At 66.4% G+C, this 17749-nt stretch carries 17 protein-coding genes; 16 read left to right on the plus strand and 1 reads right to left on the minus strand.

Features of this window, described 5'->3' with window-relative positions:
- Positions 1 to 37 precede the first annotated feature (37 nt).
- The 5 genes from MRBLAR12_RS15480 (at position 38) to MRBLAR12_RS15500 (ending at position 6825) form a co-directional block, all read left to right on the plus strand.
- Positions 38 to 2746 (plus strand): PEP/pyruvate-binding domain-containing protein, encoded by a 2709-nt coding sequence (locus tag MRBLAR12_RS15480; RefSeq protein ID WP_364746963.1) that lies wholly within the window; start codon positions 38 to 40, stop codon positions 2744 to 2746.
- An 80-nt stretch (positions 2747 to 2826) separates the two neighbouring features.
- The gene (locus tag MRBLAR12_RS15485; RefSeq protein WP_229994740.1) at positions 2827 to 3609 is read left to right on the plus strand and encodes a hypothetical protein; all 783 of its coding nucleotides are present in this window, start codon (positions 2827 to 2829) and stop codon (positions 3607 to 3609) included.
- 109 nt (positions 3610 to 3718) lie between these two features.
- The gene (locus MRBLAR12_RS15490; protein WP_229994741.1) at positions 3719 to 4798 is read left to right on the plus strand and encodes a LolA family protein; all 1080 of its coding nucleotides are present in this window, start codon (positions 3719 to 3721) and stop codon (positions 4796 to 4798) included.
- A 40-nt stretch (positions 4799 to 4838) separates the two neighbouring features.
- Positions 4839 to 5888: an ABC transporter ATP-binding protein gene (locus MRBLAR12_RS15495; protein WP_229994742.1), complete on the plus strand. Its 1050-nt coding sequence runs from the start codon at positions 4839 to 4841 to the stop codon at positions 5886 to 5888.
- A gap of 187 nt (positions 5889 to 6075) precedes the next feature.
- Positions 6076 to 6825 (plus strand): ABC transporter permease, encoded by a 750-nt coding sequence (locus tag MRBLAR12_RS15500; protein ID WP_229994758.1) that lies wholly within the window; start codon positions 6076 to 6078, stop codon positions 6823 to 6825.
- 43 nt (positions 6826 to 6868) lie between these two features.
- Here the strand turns inward: MRBLAR12_RS15500 and MRBLAR12_RS15505 are convergent, their stop codons facing one another.
- Positions 6869 to 8374: a C40 family peptidase gene (locus tag MRBLAR12_RS15505; protein WP_229994743.1), complete on the minus strand. Its 1506-nt coding sequence runs from the start codon at positions 8372 to 8374 to the stop codon at positions 6869 to 6871.
- Between the two features lie 456 nt (positions 8375 to 8830).
- On the opposite strand from MRBLAR12_RS15505, the gene MRBLAR12_RS15510 reads away from it, so the two are divergent.
- From MRBLAR12_RS15510 to MRBLAR12_RS15560, 11 genes are all read left to right on the plus strand, one after another.
- Positions 8831 to 9307: a hypothetical protein gene (locus MRBLAR12_RS15510; RefSeq protein WP_229994744.1), complete on the plus strand. Its 477-nt coding sequence runs from the start codon at positions 8831 to 8833 to the stop codon at positions 9305 to 9307.
- Positions 9304 to 10305, plus strand: a complete 1002-nt coding sequence (locus MRBLAR12_RS15515) for a hypothetical protein (protein WP_364746966.1) — start codon at positions 9304 to 9306, stop codon at positions 10303 to 10305. Before MRBLAR12_RS15510 ends, MRBLAR12_RS15515 begins: the two co-directional genes overlap by 4 nt.
- Positions 10302 to 10928, plus strand: coding sequence for a hypothetical protein (locus MRBLAR12_RS15520; RefSeq protein WP_229994746.1), 627 nt, complete (start codon positions 10302 to 10304; stop codon positions 10926 to 10928). Before MRBLAR12_RS15515 ends, MRBLAR12_RS15520 begins: the two co-directional genes overlap by 4 nt.
- A 148-nt stretch (positions 10929 to 11076) precedes the next feature.
- On the plus strand, positions 11077 to 11532 hold the full coding sequence (locus tag MRBLAR12_RS15525; RefSeq protein WP_229994747.1) for a hypothetical protein: 456 nt from the start codon (positions 11077 to 11079) through the stop codon (positions 11530 to 11532).
- Positions 11533 to 12102: 570 nt separating this feature from the next.
- Entirely contained in the window at positions 12103 to 12729 is a 627-nt protein-coding gene (locus MRBLAR12_RS15530; RefSeq protein ID WP_229994748.1) for a response regulator transcription factor, read from the plus strand.
- Between the two features lie 208 nt (positions 12730 to 12937).
- On the plus strand, positions 12938 to 13057 hold the full coding sequence (locus MRBLAR12_RS15535; protein WP_229994749.1) for an aureocin A53 family class IId bacteriocin: 120 nt from the start codon (positions 12938 to 12940) through the stop codon (positions 13055 to 13057).
- A gap of 105 nt (positions 13058 to 13162) precedes the next feature.
- On the plus strand, positions 13163 to 13702 hold the full coding sequence (locus MRBLAR12_RS15540) for a PH domain-containing protein (protein ID WP_229994750.1): 540 nt from the start codon (positions 13163 to 13165) through the stop codon (positions 13700 to 13702).
- Entirely contained in the window at positions 13692 to 15212 is a 1521-nt protein-coding gene (locus tag MRBLAR12_RS15545; protein WP_364746969.1) for a PH domain-containing protein, read from the plus strand. Before MRBLAR12_RS15540 ends, MRBLAR12_RS15545 begins: the two co-directional genes overlap by 11 nt.
- Positions 15209 to 16108 carry an ABC transporter ATP-binding protein gene (locus MRBLAR12_RS15550; RefSeq protein ID WP_364746971.1) on the plus strand — a complete coding sequence of 300 codons (900 nt, stop codon included), beginning with the start codon at positions 15209 to 15211 and terminating at the stop codon, positions 16106 to 16108. Before MRBLAR12_RS15545 ends, MRBLAR12_RS15550 begins: the two co-directional genes overlap by 4 nt.
- Before the next feature lie 2 nt (positions 16109 to 16110).
- Positions 16111 to 16920, plus strand: coding sequence for a hypothetical protein (locus tag MRBLAR12_RS15555; RefSeq protein WP_364746973.1), 810 nt, complete (start codon positions 16111 to 16113; stop codon positions 16918 to 16920).
- 64 nt (positions 16921 to 16984) lie between these two features.
- Entirely contained in the window at positions 16985 to 17326 is a 342-nt protein-coding gene (locus MRBLAR12_RS15560) for a hypothetical protein (RefSeq protein WP_364746975.1), read from the plus strand.
- Positions 17327 to 17749 lie beyond the last annotated feature (423 nt).

Here is a 17749-nt window from a genome sequence, read left to right on the forward strand (position 1 = left end):
GAGGCCACAGGTCCGGCGTCGGAAGGACGGTTTGCGGATGGAGCACCCCGGGGAGCCGGACCCTGCCCAGGACGGGCCGGTCCTGGCCTTGGAACGCCTTGGCCAGGACATGCTGGCCAAGGTCGGCGGCAAGGCGGCCAACCTGGGCGAGCTGGCACGGGCCGGCCTTCCGGTTCCCCCCGGCTTCTGCCTGACCACCCGGGCCTACCTGGACGCCACGGCATCTCCGGCGCTGGCGGACGTGCACCGGGCCCTCGCCGCGACCACCCCCGATGACCTGGCAGGGCTGGCTGCGCTTGCCGCGAAGGCCCGCGCGCTGGTGCTCGACGCCGACGTCCCCGCCGGCATCGACGCCGCCGTGCGCGCCGCCTATGCGGCGCTGGGCGCGGACACCGCGGTCGCGGTGCGGTCCTCCGCGACCGCCGAAGACCTGCCGTTCGCCAGTTTCGCCGGCCAGCAGGACACATTCCTGAACGTGGTCGGCGCGGACGCCCTGCTGGCTGCCGTCCGCCGGTGCTGGGCCTCCCTGTGGACAGACCGCGCGGTGACGTACCGGGCGGTGCAGGGGATCGAGCCCTCCGCCGTGTCCCTCGCAGTGGTCGTCCAGCGCATGGTGGACGCAGCCGTGGCCGGAGTGCTGTTCACCGCCAACCCCGTGACCGGCCGGCGGCACGAGGCCGTCATCGACGCCAGTCCCGGGCTGGGCGAGGCCGTGGTGTCGGGGGCCGTCAACCCGGACCACTTCGTGATCGACGGCGCCACGGGACGGATCCTCGAGCGGCGCATTGGGGACAAGGGCATGCTCATCCGTCCCCTGCCCGGCGGCGGCACAGAGCGTGTGCCCCAACCTGGCGCAGGGGCGGCGCCCAGCCTGGACGATGCCCAACTTGCCGCGCTGGAACTCCTGGGCCGCCGCGCGGAGGTGCACTTCGGCTCGCCGCAGGACCTTGAATGGGCCATCGGCCAGGACGGCACCGTGTGGCTGACGCAGTCCAGGCCCATCACCACGCTGTATCCGATGCCGGACAGAACGCCGTCCGGACCGGCGCCGCGCGTCTATCTCTGCTTCAGCCTGGCCCAGGGGCTGACCCGGCCCCTGACGCCGATGGGCCTCGCCGGCATCCGGCTGATTGCGTCCTCAGTCGCGGGGGCAGCGCATTTTCCCGTGCCGGTGCCCCGTGACGGGCCCGCACCGTACGCGGAGGCCGGGCAGCGCATTTTCTTCGATCTCACGCCCGTTCTCCGGAGCAAACCCGGGCGCGCCATCGTCCCCCGGGTATTCGACATCATGGAGGCGCGATCGGCGGCCGTGCTGCGCAACCTTTTCACCGATCCCAGATTCTCCGTCACCATAAGATCGCCCTGGCCGCTCCTGCGCCACATCATTCCGGTGGCGGCGCGGGCGAGAGTCCCGGAAACCCTGATCCGCGGCCTTATCCGGCCCGAGGAGGCGCTGCGCCGGTCCGACCGGGTGGGCGAACAGCTCAGGGCCGCACTCACGGTGCCCGCCGGCGCCACCGCCACACAGCGCCTGGACCACGTCGAGCGGATCCTTGGCCGGCACGTCTTTCCCGTGGTTCCGGCCATCCTGCCGCTGCCCGCTTTGGGGTTCGCCTTGCTCGCCGCGGCCGGAAAACTCGCGGGGAGCCCCGGGAACGGGGCGCTGCAGGAAGTCCTGCGGGGCCTGCCCAACAACGTGACAACAGAAATGGATCTGGACCTCTGGTCGCTGGCTACAGCCATCCGCAACGACCCGGCGTCGGCTGCGGTGTTCGGAGAACCGTTGCCCGAGTTAGCCCGGCGTTACCGGGCCGCGGATCTTCCCGGCGTCCTGCAGTCCGGGCTGTCGGACTTCTTGAGCCGGTACGGCCACCGCGCCGTGGCGGAGATCGACGTCGGAATGCCCCGCTGGTCTGACGACCCGACCCACATCATCGGGGTCCTGGCCAACTATCTGCGTGTGGATGATCCCGCGCTCGCCCCGGACCGGCAGTTCGGCAAGGCGGCGCGTGAGGCTGAGGCGCAGGTCGGCCGGCTTGTGGCTGCAGCGCGGCAGCGCAGCCGCCTGCGGGGTGCACTGGTGCGGGCAGCGCTGCGGCGGACCCGAATGTTCGCGGGCCTGCGTGAACTGCCCAAGTACCATCTCGTGGAAGCGCTCGGCGCCGTCCGCCAGCAGCTTGCGGCTGTGGGGGCCGAACTCGCCGCGGCCGGGACCATCGATGCGGCGGACGATATCTTCTTCGTTGACCTGGCCGAGGCGCACCGGGGGCTGGGCGGCGCGGCGCTGCAGGGTGTCGTGGCGCAGCGCCGGGCGGCGTACGCGGCTGAACTGGGCCGCCGGCGCATTCCCCGCGTGCTGCTCTCGGACGGCACCGAGCCCGAGGCAGTGCAGGCCAACGCTGTTCAGGTCGGCGCTGACGGCAGGGCCGGACAGCTCTCCGGGACGCCGGCCTCGGCCGGCACCGTCATGGCCCGGGCTCGCGTGATCCTGGACCCCCAGGGCGCGCACCTGGAACCCGGCGAGATCCTCGTGGCGCCGTCCACGGATCCCGGCTGGACGCCGTTGTTCCTGACGGCCGGCGGCCTCGTGATGGAAATGGGCGGGCCCAACTCCCACGGCGCCGTCGTGGCACGGGAATACGGGATCCCCGCGGTGGTGGGGGTCCCCGACGCGACGGCGAGGATCGCCACGGGCGACAACCTTACGGTCGACGGCGCCGCCGGCACCGTGACGCCCTCCAAGTAGCGCCGGCCTAATAGCGCCGGGCCGCAACGGCGGCGGGGCCCGCACGTCTGCGCGGGCCCCCGGCTCGCTACAGTGGGGCCATGAGCGAAGTGCGCGGTTCCGAGGGCGAGGACCCCGGGACCACCGGAATACCCGCCGCGGGCACCCCGGTACCTGATACCCGGTCGCCCGATAACCCCCGCTCCGAAACCCCCGGGTCCGGCGCCCCCGGGTCCGCGGACCCGGACGCGTGGCTGCCGGCGTGGCTCGTGGAGCGTCCGCTCACGGCCGGCTGGGCGTGGGCCGGGTTCTGGGCAGTGCTGATCGTGGCCGATGAATTCCTGGATCTGGCCGGCTGGTCCTGGTATGTGCTGGTCGGCATGGCCGCGCTGCCGACGCTCCTGGCGAGCCTTGCCCTGCTGCACGCCACCCCGCGCCGCTACCTGAAGCCGCGCCGGGACTCGGTGCTGGACCACTTCTTTGTCCGCTTCCTTGCCCTGATCGCCGCCTTCCTCGTGTGGGGGGTGTCCGTGGTCATGAGCGCATCGATTTCAACAACCGTTCAGACGCTCGTTGGCGAGTCCGAACGCGAGGTCACCGCGGTGGGCTTCAACCTCCTGCTGGCCGGGATCCCGTTGGTGGTCTCCGTGCTGTGGCTGGCCTTCATCATCCGCTGCGCCTGGTTCCTGCGCCGGCTCCGGGGTTGGAAGCAAACACCGGAGCCTGGCACTGTGCCCAAGAAGTTCCTGCGGGACAGGCCGCGGCTGAAGCGCGTGGTGGTGGGCCTCGCCCACCCCGGGCTGCTGCTCGTGGCGGGCCTTGGCACCTCCGTGCTCGCACTCCTGCTTGGCTCCGTGGAACTGACCATCAATGTGCTGAAGTGAGGCAACCAGGCCGCCGGGGCCAGGCGTACTGTTGACCTATGAGCTGCACTGAAGCGCGCATTCCTCAGACGCGGATATTTGGATCATCTCTTGCCGGGGCGCGGTCACGATGACCCGCAAGTGGCTGCGCTGGCTGCCCGCCGTCGCCGTTCCTGCCGTCATTGCCGCCGGCGCGCTGGCCGGATCCCTGCCCGCGAGGGCGGGGGATCCCCTGCCGCCCAGGACGCCGGAGCAGGTGCTGCAGTTGATCGCCCAGCACCGCGAGCCTGCCCTCTCCGGAACCCTGGAACAGTCCTCCGAGCTTGGTCTTCCCGAGCTCCCCAAGACCGGAGCCGGCTCGGACTCGTCAGGCACGGCCTGGCTCGAACTGCTGACAGGTCCGCACACCGCGCGGGTTTATCGCGACGGCCCGGACAACGCCCGCATCCAGGTGCTGGACCGGCTGGCCGAGCGCAACGCCGTCCGCCACGGCAACGAGGTTTGGTTCTACAACTCCAAGGACAACACGGCCTCCCACCTCCAGCTCCCGGCCGGCACCGCCGACCACTACGGATCCGGTAAAGACGTCACGGCCACGCCCGACCAGCTCGCCGCGATGTTCCTGGCCAAGGTCGACCCGAGCACGGACGTGTCCGTCGGCGCCGACGTCCAGGTAGCCGGACGGGAGGCCTACAACCTGGTGCTCACGCCAAGGTCTGACGCCACCTTGGTCTCATCCATCGCGGTTGCCGTTGACGGCCAGACGGGTCTGCCGCTGGGCGTCGAGGTCAAGGCCCGGGGGCAGTCAGAACCCGCCTTCCGCGTCGCCTACACGAGTCTGACCCTCGGTGCCCCCGACGCGTCGGTCTTCACGTTCAGCCCGCCGCCGGGCGCCACCGTCAAGGAGATCCAGGTCCCGGAGCATCAGGAGGGCAAGGAGTCCGCGAACGCTACGCCGCCGGCAGCCAAGGACAGCACCCACAAGCCGGTTGTTACCGGCTCCGGCTGGGAATCGGTCGCTGAGTTCCCGGCGGGAACCGCCGGTTCGACGCCGGACGCGGCGGCACTCCTTGAACAGGCCACTGTTCCGGTCCAGGGCGGCAGGCTCTTGTCCACTGCATTGGTGAACGTGCTGGTGCTCGACGACGGACAGGTCTTCGTCGGCTCCGTGCCCCTGGAGCGGCTCCAGGCCGCTGTCTTGCAGAAGTGATTACGGGCGCGGTATCCGGCGGCCGTCCGGTGACGGCCGCGTGAGCACCGGCGGGCCGGGGGCCGAGCTGAGCATCGAGACCAGGGGGCTGACCAAACGGTTCGGCCAGCAGTTGGCCGTCAACGGCGTCGATCTGGCCGTGCCGAAAGGCGCAGTCTTCGGATTCCTGGGCCCGAACGGCTCGGGGAAGACCACCACCATCAGGCTCCTGCTCGGCCTGGCCACGGCCACCGGCGGCACCATGCGCGTCCTGGGCGAGGACATGCCCCGGAAACTTGCTGACGTGCTTCCCCGGGTCGGGGCGCTGGTCGAGGGGCCGGCGTTCTACCCGTTCCTCTCCGGCGCTGCCAATCTGCGCCGCATGGACGCCGCGGACCCCTACGGTTCGGCGGCGACGCGGCGCGCCCGTGTCCAGTCAGCCCTGGAACGGGTGGGTTTGACGCACGCCGCGGACAAGCTGGTCCGGGCCTATTCGCTCGGTATGAAGCAGCGGCTGGGGATCGCCAACGCCCTGTTGGCTCCGCGCGAGCTCCTGGTGCTGGACGAGCCCACCAATGGACTGGATCCGCAGGGCACCCGTGAAGTGCGGAGCCTGGTGCGCTCCCTCGCGGCGGACGGCGCTACGGTGTTCGTCTCCAGCCACCTGCTGGCCGAGGTCGAGCAGATTTGCACGCATGCTGCCATCATGAGCGCGGGCCGGCTTGTGGCGCAGGGAACCCTGGCGGAACTGCGCGGGGCGGGCCAGGCAAGGATCCGCGTGCTGACCCCGGATCCGGGCGCGGCGGCGCAGGTGCTGACCGGCCTGGGCCTTACGGCCGCCCTGAGTACCGACGGCCGCACTTCCGGAGGCGCTGGTTCGGGTGCCGCTGGCTCCGGGACGGACGCAGCCCTGTTCGCTTCGCTGCCTGCGGCTCCGCCAGGCGCGGCGGCCCGGGAAGATGCAAGTTCGGCTCTGGCCGTGGAACCGGAAGCTGTAGTGGCTGCCCTCGTGGCGGCGGGGGTCCGGGTCCGCGGCTTCGCGACCGAACAGGCCAGCCTTGAGGACCGCTTTGTGGCATTGACGGGGGAGGGGTTCGACGTTGTCCAGTAACAGCTCATCTTTGGGCGATCCATCAGCCGGTCCGTCAGTCGCCCCGGCCGGCGGCCGCAGTGGAGCGGCCGGCGGCGCGGGCGGCGACGCCGGGGCAGGCCGTCCGCCGGTCCGGCGCGGATCCCTGACCGGCGGACTGCTGGCGTCCGAGCTCGGCGTGCTGTTCCGCCGCCGCAGGACGTGGGCCATGTTGTGCGCGCTGGCGGCCATCCCGATCCTGATCGCCGTGGCGGTGCGGGTCTCCTCGGCTGTACCGCCGGGCCGCGGGCCCGCCTTCTTGGACCGGATCGCCCAGAACGGCCTGTTCGTGGGCGTCACGGCCCTGGTGGTGTCCGTTCCCCTGTTCCTGCCGCTTACCGTCGGCGTCGTCGCCGGCGACACGATCGCCGGCGAGGCCGGGCAGGGAACCCTGCGCTACCTGCTCGTGGCCCCGGCCGGGCGGGTCCGTCTCTTGATCGTCAAATATGCCGGGACGGCTCTGTTCGTGGTCGTTGCCCCGCTCGTGGTGGCCCTGACCGGGGCCGGAATCGGCGCGGCGCTCTTCCCAGTGGGACCGGTGACGCTGCTGTCCGGCGACACGATCGGTCCCGGCGAGGCAGTGGTCCGGCTCCTGCTGATCGCAGCCTACCTGGCCGTTTCACTGCTGGGGCTGTCGGCGATCGGCCTGTTCATCTCGACCCTGACGGACGTGCCGGTGGGGGCCATGGCGGCCACCGTGGTGCTCTCGGTCGTCGCCCAGGTCCTGGACGCGCTGCCGCAGCTTGAGTGGCTGCATCCCTGGCTGTTCAGCCACTACTGGCTGGACTTTGGCGACCTGCTCCGCCAGCCGGTGTCCTGGGACTCCTTTGCCGTCAACGCCCTTCTGCAGGGCGGCTACATCGCCGTCTTCGGCGCGCTGGCCTACGGCAGGTTCATCACCAAGGACGTGCTCTCGTAGTCGACCGACGTGCCGCTGCGTAACCGGACCCAGGAACCGGGCCTCAGTATCGGGCCGCGTAGCCGTACAGCTGCATCCCGGACATGGCGGCAACATCGGTCACAGTGATGCCGGCGTCCGGGTTGAGTGCCTGGACCACGCGGCCACCGCCTATGTAAATGGCCACGTGGTAGAAGCCCGGGGACGAACCCCAGACAAGCAAATCGCCGGGGCGCGCCTGGGAGAGCGGGACATGGACGGGGGCCTGGGCGAACTGCTGGGAGGCAGTGCGGGGCAGGTACTTGCCGGCCGCGGCGAACGCGCTCTGCACCAGGCCCGAGCAGTCAAACCCATAGGTCCCGGTTCCGCCGTACTGGTAGAAGAACGGCGATCCGGTCTTGCCGAGCGCAACTGAAATGGCGGTCTGGTTTGACCCGCCGGAAATCGGCGCAGGAACGGGCGCCGGCACCGGAACAGGTGCGGGAACCGGAACGTGAATCGGCGCGGGATCAGGGGCAGGCGCCGGATCGGGGGCGGGCGCAGGTGCAGGTGCTGGAGCAGGTGCTGGAGCAGGAGCAGGTGCTGGAGCCGGTGCCGGAACGGGAGCCGCCGGCCCTTCGGCCGGAGCCGGAGCTGCCGGCTGCTGCGCGGCCGAGTCGTCCCGTCCCGGTGATGCCGGGGCAGGCTGCGAACCCGTGCCCGGCTGTGAACCGGTGCCAGGCTGCGGCGCGGGACCGGCCGCCGCGGTCAGTGCTGCGAGCCGGTCCTGCTGGCGCTGGCGGTCGAGGGCGTCCACCCGGGCCGATTCCAGCGCCGCCGTAGTGTTTCTCAGGCTTGCCAGCTGGTCCACGAGCGCGCTGCGCTGCTCCTTGGCGTCGGCCACCACCTGGCGCTGGGCCGCGGTGGCGCGATCGGCGTCGACCTTGCGGTCTTCCGCGGCCGCGGCGGCCTCGTCGGCGGCACGGTTGGCGTCCGCTGCGGCTTCGGTCAGTGACTGCGCGGCAGCAGCAGCGGTTTCCGCGGACTCGAACGCCCGCGCGCGTCCGGCGGTTACAGCCTCCAGCGTGGCTGCATCCTCGAGGGCCTGTCCGGTGCCGCTGACAAAGCTGCTGAGGGCAGGATTCAGGCCGCCGTTACGGTACAGATCCCCGGCCAGTTGGCCGATCTGCTTACGGGACTTGGCCTGTTCCGCTTCGGCGGCGGCAGCCCTGGCGGCCGCTACAGCCGCCGCGTCACGGCGCGTGGCCAGCTCCACGAGGGCCTCGCCGTACGCGTTGTTTGCTTGCAGGGACGCGGCCAGGCTGGCTTCCTGGCCGGCTGACGCGTCGGCCAGAAGCCCATCGATCCTGGTGACCTCCGCCGCCGTCGCGCTTTCACTGGACTTGGCGGCTGAGATCTCTTCAGGTGAGGGGATCTCCGGCGACGCCGGAACCCGGACGGCGGCCGCCAGCGGCTTGGAGACCGGCGCGGAAGTCAGCGGTGCGGCCTGTGCCGGGAGCGCGAGCGTTCCAAGAAGGACGACGACGGCGCAGAGCACAGCAGTCTTGTGACCGGATCCGGTCCAGCTCATGGGCAACCCTCGAGGTCTCAGGCTGGAATGAGCGAGGTCGGAATTTGACACATGAAAGCCCCTCTGCGGATCACCCAGCAGGCATGAGGCTACGGGTCAATGGTCACTTTGGCAACACAAGTCACATGAATAACATAAACAACACTGGCCTTTTTGAAGGCCGCGACAGCGGGCCTTCAGTCTCTGACTGGCCTCAATAGGCAAAGTCTCCCTGGCCAGTGATGTGGTCGAAGTCGATCGTCTCGAAGATAATTCCCGCACAACATGAAATGAATCAGGTTCTATTAGGTGGGAAGGCGCGCGGCATGAAGATGCTCCGACTCATTTGGGATTCCTTAATGTGTGTGACAGTTGGCGTTTTCGGAAGCTTGGTAGGGTGGCTCCTTGCCAAGGCGCCGTCAGGCGTCATACCAGATTACTGAAATTTATTCAGTGGATTTTCGGAGCCGCAGGGACATGGAACAGTCCACACTGACCGCTGACGTCATCGATACCTTGAACCTTCCCGCGTACCCTGATCTGGGCGATCTAGTGACTGCGGTCGAAGAAAAGTACGGCAAACGTCTGGTCTTCGAGGAAGGCACAGTGGACAGCCTTGGAGAAGGTGTCACCGGTCAGTGGATCGATACCCCCAGCCATGGCATCGTCCGCTACCTGCGGGGTGCCAAGGCCTGGAGTGTCCACGTCGTGCTACATGAACTTAGCCACATCCTCTTGGGCCATAAGGGGAAGCCTCTCGACGGACTTATCGCGGGGTCTTTCTTCTCCGGTATTGGCAAGCGGAACGGCGTCAGCTGGATGTGCCGTGCAGTGGACGTTCCCCTGGACGAGGCGGAGGCTGCCGCCGAAAATTTGGCCTTTGGCCTGGCCCGGGTTCTGCATGCCACGCCCGTGAAGGAGGCCACGAAGGCCGAACGAGTGTTTGGCCTATGACCGCCGCTGCGTTCTGGATCTTGGCAACAGTATTTGCCTTTCGCCTATATTTTGTCGCTCGCTGGGGCGCTTCAACGGCCTTTGTTGGTGCGATCGGAATCGGTGTCCTCGGCCTCTTTCTTACAGGTGTCGTCGTACCCGAAGAAACCATCGATGCGGCCGTTGGCGGCGTCAACTTCCTGCACCTTGTTCGCAATTTGTGTGTCACAAGCGCCGTCTGGCTGGTACGGGAGGGAATCTTCGCTGCCTACTCTCCGGATGAGAGCTACCGGTCACGCCTTAGTCACCGCCCGCTTGCTGCCGGCCTCGGAGCAGCTGCGATTACCGTTCCGTTCCTGTTCCAGCGCTTCGTTCCGACGACTCAGAGCTACGTGCCGGAAAACGTCCAGCAGTTGCCGGTCTTCATCTACGCCAGCGTCTACATGGGCATTTTGGCGCTGTTGGCCGTTTCTGTTCTTCGAATTTGCCTCCGGCCCCAGGAAAGCCTGCCCGTCCGCGTGAGTTCCCGGGTTGTTGCATCCGGCATGGCTCTGGTCGCACTCGCGTCGGTCGAAGAGATCGCCTACATGACCGCCTTGCACACCGATGTGGGCGGTTCGTCTCTCCACCACGTTCTGTACGTCCTGTTCAATCCGCTGTTCTACGGCGGGGTTCTGCTGACTTCTCTCGGGCTTGGCATCCCGCCAGTGGTTAAGGTGTGGCGCCGCCTGCAGCTTTGGGACCGGGCCGCCTTGGTCTTTCTTACGGCCATGCTGGGCAGAGCATATTGGGGACTCTCCCGTGCGGCGTGGCTGGCGGCCATTGTGACCGGCTTCTATGCGAAGCACCCTTCCGTCCGCCTGTACCAGTACGTTATTCGCTCCAGCGATCACAAGGTCGCTCTCTCGGGGCGATCCACACCCATGCTTGCCGACCGTGTCCTAGACGCAGTCCAAGCCCGATTTGATGGCGGCGTCGGTTCTCTGGAATCTGTGCTGCCGGTAAAGGCACGTCAGTGACAGCAGAAACCACGACCCTAACCACATCAGAGAGGTCCTCCACGGCCATTGGGCGTGTGGCTCGGTCCGCAACCGAGATTGCGCAGCCGCCGCTGGTGTTGTCCCTCCTGCTGATTTTGGCTTCTCTGCTGAGTGACCAGTGGATGGTCTCCATCTGGTCGGGCATTATCGCTGCCCTCTTCATCTGCCTGGTGCCGTTTTCCGTCGTACTGCTGCTTGCCAAGAGGGGCCAGTTGACGGACCACCATGTTGGGGACAAGAAACAACGCCGCCCGGTCATGCTCTGGACCTTGGGCTCGTCGCTGCTTGGCTGCGCAATCCTCTCGATCATGGGCGCACCCCAGCCAGTCTGGGGGCTAGTTGGCGGGATTCTCTGCGGGATTGTGGCGCTCATTCTGGTCAGCCCGATTTGGAAGATATCGGGCCATGCAATGACATTGGGCGGCGCGACCGTGTCAGCTGTACTGATGTTCGGCTGGCTGGGGCTTCCGTTCGTTGTGGCGGCCCCTCTTGTCTGCTGGTCCAGGGTCTATCTCCGGGACCACTCAGCTCCACAGGTCATTACCGGGTTCATAACTGGCGTAGTCGCTTTCGGAGCCTCATATACTCTCATTGTCGGCTGATTCTTCGCGTGGCATCCCACGAAGCCACCAGGCCTGGCAAACGGTGCAACCATGACGGATTAAAAAGGAGGGCTGTGACTTCGCTACAACTGGGAAAGCGCTGCCCTCGGGATGTGGCCGCCTTTGTTGGCCGGGAGCAGGATCACGCGTGAATTCGAACGACAACCCTATAGATTCCCGCAGCGACAAAGAGGTTCTAGCCTCAAAAATCCAGCTTCTTCTCGACATCGTGCATGCCAAAGACGCCGACAGTTTCACGTATGAAGACGTTCGACAGGGTCTCGCGGAACAAGGGCTCACGCTCACAAGGACGCGGTGGCACCGGTTACTGGCCGGCTCTCCTGATAACCGCTGGGATCCGGAGCTACTGAAGGCACTGGCGTACTTCTTTGACGTTGACGAGAACTACCTGCTTCAGCGCAGCGGTCCGATCCCGGAACGCGTCGAGGCTGAACTCCGCCTGATAGAGGCTTACCGCATTGCCGAGGTAGAGCACTTCGCCGCGAGGGTCCTGGGAGAAGTGAACGTGGACGCTCTTCGCGCGGTGACTGAAGCTCTCCGAAACCTTCCGCCCAGGCCCGAGAAAAAAAGTCCGTCCAACTGAAAAATTTTCACTACTGAATTTTTTTCAGTAGACTCTGAAGCATGGGGTGCTCCAGGCGCCCGCATGGGGGCTTGAGAACCAATGCTCGGGAACGTCGCGCTTTGGCCGGTGGGGCCAGGTAGCAAGGGTCCTGGTCGGCGCCGCTGTTACGCCGGGCCCGTGTGCCGGCGGCGGGGCACCGTCCGGCGCTTGTTTGTCGAGGTGGTCGTAGATCGTGGAGCGCGGGACCTGAATCGGATCGGCGATGCGCTGAACGGCCTGGTCCCCGGCGTCGTAGAGCAGAGGGGCGTGGTGGACCTGGTCGGGGTTTCAACGTTCATGCGTTGAAACCGCGGTTTATCTACCTGATAGAACGTCTTATCCAGGACTGGTTCTCTGGGTACCGCAGGACGAAATTCTATCCGAAGAGTCGCCATAAGCTGTGCTGGAATTATCTTGTCCCGGGAACGGGGCAAAGGGGAGGGGGATGATGTCGCGGTGCAGGAATTATCGGTGGTTGTCGGTGTCTCGGAGGCTCAGTTGCATTCAGTTCTCAATGCAATCTTTCGTTTCAATTCGCAGACGCGAGCCTTGTTCAGTCGAGCAACGTCGCCACTCGAGCTCGCTGCCGATTGCCGGGCGCATCAGGCCGACCTTGTCGTCGTTGATGCGCGGTTGCACCGCGGCCATGCGGCCCCCGACCTCCTTCCCGTACTGAGCTTCTATCCACAGGCCCATCTCATCGTCTTCATCGACGCCGGCGCATCCGAGAGGATCCGGGACGTCATGGATGCAGGTGCCCGCGGAATTCTCACGAGCGATGCTTCGGTTCGCGAGATTCAGGGTGCGGTATCCGACGTTACGGCGGGCCACGTCTTCTTGTCCCGATCCGCTCTCATCGGTTTGTTGGAGGTGGTGCGGAGAACGCGTCCCGCCGAACAGGTGCTGTCCCGCACCGATCTGCCCGCACTGACGAGCCGGGAACGCGAGGTTGTTGAGTGCCTGGGTCAGGGCCGGTCCAATCGAGACATCGCGAGGGAACTCGGTGTCTCGGAGGCGGCCATCAAGGGCCACCTCTCACGCATCATGGTGAAGTGGTGCGTCCAGGATCGGCTGCAGGTGCTCGTCGCCGCCCTCGAGGCCGGCGTGCTCCGCGTCGGGCCGCAGGTCGGGAATGTGCTCGGGTCCGAGGGGCTCGAACCGGCTGCCACCCGGTAGTCAAATTCCCTCGTCATTTATCCAAAAGTATATATCTAAAGGATAATAGAATACTGTTTAGTGATCCATCTGAAAAATAATGTTGACAGCGTATTGGGGGATTCCCGAAACATCATCATTCGCTTTCAGAGGGGGACTATAAATGGGTGCCGTATTGAGGTTTGTTTGGTGGGTCCTGCAGCAATTCTGGCGTTGGGGAGTCGGGGTCGTGAATTCGATCGCCCGGTGGGCCAGAAACAACTGGGGGACGGTCCAGCGGTGGCTTGAGCGGGGCGTGACCTTCGGTACGATCGCCCAGTGGATCATGCAGATCCTCGGGATCGGCTGACATGAGTCTGGCACTGGTGTGGCCGGGGCCCACGGCCCCCGGCCACACCAGTGCTCCGGGAATACCGAGTACATGTCGTTAGCAGAACATACAGAAGGGGGCTCAGTGGCCAGCACACAGGCTGACGGCCGGGGCAAATGGTCGGCGTCGGGCCGGGCCGCGCGTACGCATGCCTATGCGCTGACGCTGCCGCCGGTGGCCTTGCACTACCTCATGATCCGCTCCACCGTCGAGGTGCTGATGACGGGAGCCCTTGCGTGCGGTCTGGCACTCTGGCTCGTCCCCGACGGCTGGAGGCTGCCAACCCTCGTTGTCATGGCGATCCTCATCATCTCCGGTCTGATCGTCGATGTGCCGATTGTCAGCCGCCTTACGATGCGCCACACGTCATACCACGTGGGCGCCGATGCGGTGCGGATCAAACGGGGTTACCTCCTGTCCAAGGACACGGTCCTGTCCACCGCCCAGATCCTGAATGTCTCCATCATCGAAGGGCCGCTGTTGCGGCGATTGGGCCTCGCTAAAGTCAGGTTCACCACCCTCAACCACGTTGAACCGCTGGGGCCCGTGGAACGTGGTGTGGCCGTAGAGATCCGTCGGCAGGCGTTGTCCACCTATATAGAGGCGTCCACCGGTGGGCACTGACGCCCCGCAGCGGCTGCCCGCCAAGGCCATGGCGGCGATGTCCCTCCGTGGAGCCCCGAGCGTGGTCAGCCTGTTGATCGGCGGATTCCTGTACTGGGACAGGCCCGGGCTGTGGCCCGGGCCGGCGGCCGTCTACCTGATCGGCGGCCTGCTCATCCTCCGGTTGGTCCACCCCGTCTACGCCTGGGCGACGCTGAGGTACGCGATCTCTAAGGATGACTTCTCCCTCACCCGCGGGCTGTTATTCAGAACCACGAGCACGACCGCTTGGCGTGACGTCTTGGTCGTGGACATCGACTCACCCTGGGCCTTCCGCCGGTTCGGGCTGGGGGTCGTCTCCCTGCGCTCCGGCGGCAAAGACGATGCGAAGATCGATGTCCCCGGCATCGACCACGCAGACCTTGAAGCCATCGTGGGGTTGGCACGGGCCCACGGGGTTCCGGGGGCACAGTCTGCACGCTCCGGCAGCGCGGCCAGTGGCTTCCACGGCACGGTTCCGGGGTTGTCGGATACGACGGGCCGGACCGTGTTGTACACGGCCAGGCGGAGGGACCTCGCGGCCGCCAACCTGATCTATGGCCATGTGGTGGTCCTGGGGACCGGTGCCGTTCTCGCGGTGCTGGATACGGCGGACCAACTGACGATTTTGGACGGTGCCGTGGAGGTCTTCGGCTCGCATCCCTTGGCGGGAAGCTTGGCGCTGTGCGGGGCGGTCCTCCTCGGCGGATCGGTCGCTGCGGTGGTGAAATACCATGAATTCACGGTGAGCAGTGATCCTGCTGGGTTGTCCATCAGATACGGATGGCTCTCCACCAACCAACGTAACGTGAGGTCCTCGGCCGTCGGCGGGATCACGGCACGCCGCAACCTCATCGAGATGCTTCTCGACCGGGTCCGGGTCGCGCTCCTTACGACGGACTCGGATGCACAGATGGGAACCAACATGGTCCTCCCGTCGTTGCCGCGAAGGCAGGTGACGCAGATCCTCGACACATCGCTGCCCGAGCTTCCGCGCCCGGCCCTTCTGAAGTCCTCGGGCCGCGGATCCGTCGCCGGATCGTTGGTGCTCTTCGCAGCGATCGGCGTACCCGCACTCGGTTTCGGTTGGGTTCTGCACCGCGTGACAGGTGGCGCCCTCGTCCTGGCCGCGGTGGCAACAGTGGCCCTCTGGTGCGTTCTCTCTCTGGTGGTCCGCCTTGCCAGGGCCCGGTTCTCGGTAGCGGGAAACAGGGTCGGTTGGGTCAGCCGTTCCTTCGTTGACCATGAGGTGGTCCTGGCCGCCACCAGCCTGCACTCCGTGTCCGCCACCGGGGCTCGAGCAGCTAGGGTGTCCCTCGTGCGGGCCCACTACTTCGCGGGTCGGCCCAAGACGTTGGCTGCGCTCAGCTTCGCCCGGGCGGTCCCGGATCAGATGGGCCGCCTGGTGGAAGACACCTCACCGGAAATCGCCGCCCTCCGGAGGCACCCCACTGTCAAGCAGCCCACCACCGAGGAGTTTGTTCATCCATGATCCACGTCGAGAACCTGAGCAAAAGCTTTGGCAGCAAGAGGGTGCTCCAGGACGTTTCCTTCACCGCCGAACCGGGGCGGGTCACCGGATTCGTCGGACCCAACGGCGCAGGGAAGTCCACCGTGCTGAAAATCATTGCCGGGCTGGTGCGTCCTGACGCGGGCACCGTCAGCGTCAACGGAAAAGACTTCTCGCAAGCCCTGCTTCCGGGGAAGACCATGGGACTTTTCTTATCGGCGGAATGGCTCCCGGAGCAGGCCACCGCTGCCGGCATCATCGACTACGTCTGCCGTACGCAGGGACTGCCAGTTTCGTGGGGCAGAGACACCCTCGAGACGGTCGGACTGGCAGGCGTGGCCCAACACCGGGTCCGCACCTTCTCGTTGGGCATGCGTCAGAGGCTGGGCATCGCCACGGCGACCGTGAGCCGTCCGGACGTACTGGTCATGGACGAACCCATCAACGGGCTTGACCCGGACGGGATTGCCTGGATCAGGTCGTTCCTGAGTTCTGCGGCGTCACAGGGTGCAACGGTCCTGCTGTCCTCACACCATATGGCCGAACTGGCAGAAACGGCGGATGACATCGTTATGATTGGCGGTGGCCGGATCCTCGGGCAGGGGAGCATCGGGGATTTCGTGTCCCATCCGGACGAAACGGGGTACTACCTCGAGTCCCCGGACCCCGAGAACCTGCTGGTTGCCATGGCACAAAGGGGTTTCCGCGCCACGCGCGAACGGGGGGGAATACTGGTCCATCATACGAACCCGACCGAGCTCGCCTCCGTCGCCTTGGAGTCCGGTGCGGGGATCTCGCATCTGTCCCGGGTGACCCGAAGCCTCGAAGACACCTACTTCGCGGTCCTGGCCCGGAGCGCATCCGGGGGAAGGGAATGACCATGACCGAATCACAGATCGACGACCGCACCACGATGGCACCCGAACAGAGGTTTGGCGCCGTGACCCGGGCCGAGGCGCGCAGGCTCCTCCGGAAGGGCGGCGTGCCCATCCCGGTCATCGTCGCGATCACCGCGGCGCTGGCGAGCGGGATACTGACGATGCTCATCATGAAGTCACTGGCCTCGGAACCCACCAGGGTCATCACCACCACATCCGTCGAAACCGGTGCGTTTGTCAGTGCGCTGGTCCTCTCTGTGGCCGCCGTCTTCGCGGTTGGGCGGGACCACACTGGGCAGCTGGGCCTGGCGCTGTCACTGACACCGAAACGGGAACGGCTCTTCATGGCCAGGGCCCTGTCCTGGGCTGCCCTGACGGCAGTCAGCACGGCCTTCGTCACGATCGTCCTCGCGGGACTCGGACTTGTCCTTTCTGGAGGCGACTTTGTCGGGTCGGGGCTGCTGGGCGTGGCGGCAACCGTCGTCGGCAGCACCAGCATGGTGCTGGTTGCCGTGGCCCTGGCCCATCTCGTGGGACGGGCCTTCGGGTCCGTGTTACTGCTCATCGGCGTCAACGTCCTCCTGCCCCTGGCGGTCTTCGCTGTGGGCGCCATGATCCCCGAGCAGGCGGCCGGGGCTGTAGACGCCTTGGTGAACGTGACACCGACGCCCCTGTTCATGCGGGCCATCAGCGCGACGACAGTCGAGGATCTGGGACTGGGTCGCCTGCTCATCGGCCAGTTCGGTCTTGCGGTGTGGGCCCTTGTCCTCGGCGGACTGGCGCTCACCGTCTTCCGCCGCCGGAACCTTTAACGCCTTCCCTTGAGCACGGCTCACCCGCCGGTATCAGCACCACACACGACAACGAAGGAAAACCATGGCAGAGATCAAAGACCGGCGTCATGCGGACAGTTCCTCTCGGAGAAAGCCGCCCGGTGAACCGGCGTCGATGGTGGCACTGTTCGTCACCATCCTGGTCGTCAGCATTGGGCTGGCGCTGTGGGCTGACATGAACATCGGCCTGCGCGGGCTCATCGCCATCGTCGCTGGCATTGCCGCGGCCGCCATCACCCTGACCGTGGTCAACCGGAGCGTGGCACGGGTGGGTCGGCGGGACCGGACCCCTCAGGTGACGGTCCCGCCGACCCACCCGCCGGAACACGACGGGCAGGCCAGGGTGCACCAGCAACAGCCAGGCCACCCTCCATATTCGGATTAGGGGATTGGATCTCTTAAGTACCCCCTGTTGAGGTGGGGTGGTCGTCGTTTACGGTTGCCTTGAGAGGGGCCGGGACAGCTGGCACTGCGCCGGGCCGTGGTCTGCCGGGCCGGCGCCGTCATTGACGGCAACCGGTACTGGCGGCGGCTGCTGTCCTTTGCAGCGGCGGCATCGGAGAGAGGCTTCGCCGCTCAACTGAGAAATTTTCACTACTGAATTTTTTTCAGTAGACTCTGGAGCGTGACATGCTCCAGGCGCCCACTATGGCCTGACCGTGCGCATTGAGTGGCATCAAAGGTGTAGCCCCTACGACAGGTTTGGGGGGGTGGTAGGGGCTGCACCCCCGCAGCGTGCGCACCTCGGGGGACGTACACGCTGACCCATCCCAGACGCGGCCGATCTCCGCAGGGCATTGCCGAGCGC

Origin of the sequence: Arthrobacter sp. LAR12-1-1.1 (genome assembly GCF_040676555.1) — a bacterium.
Lineage (GTDB): Bacteria > Actinomycetota > Actinomycetes > Actinomycetales > Micrococcaceae > Arthrobacter.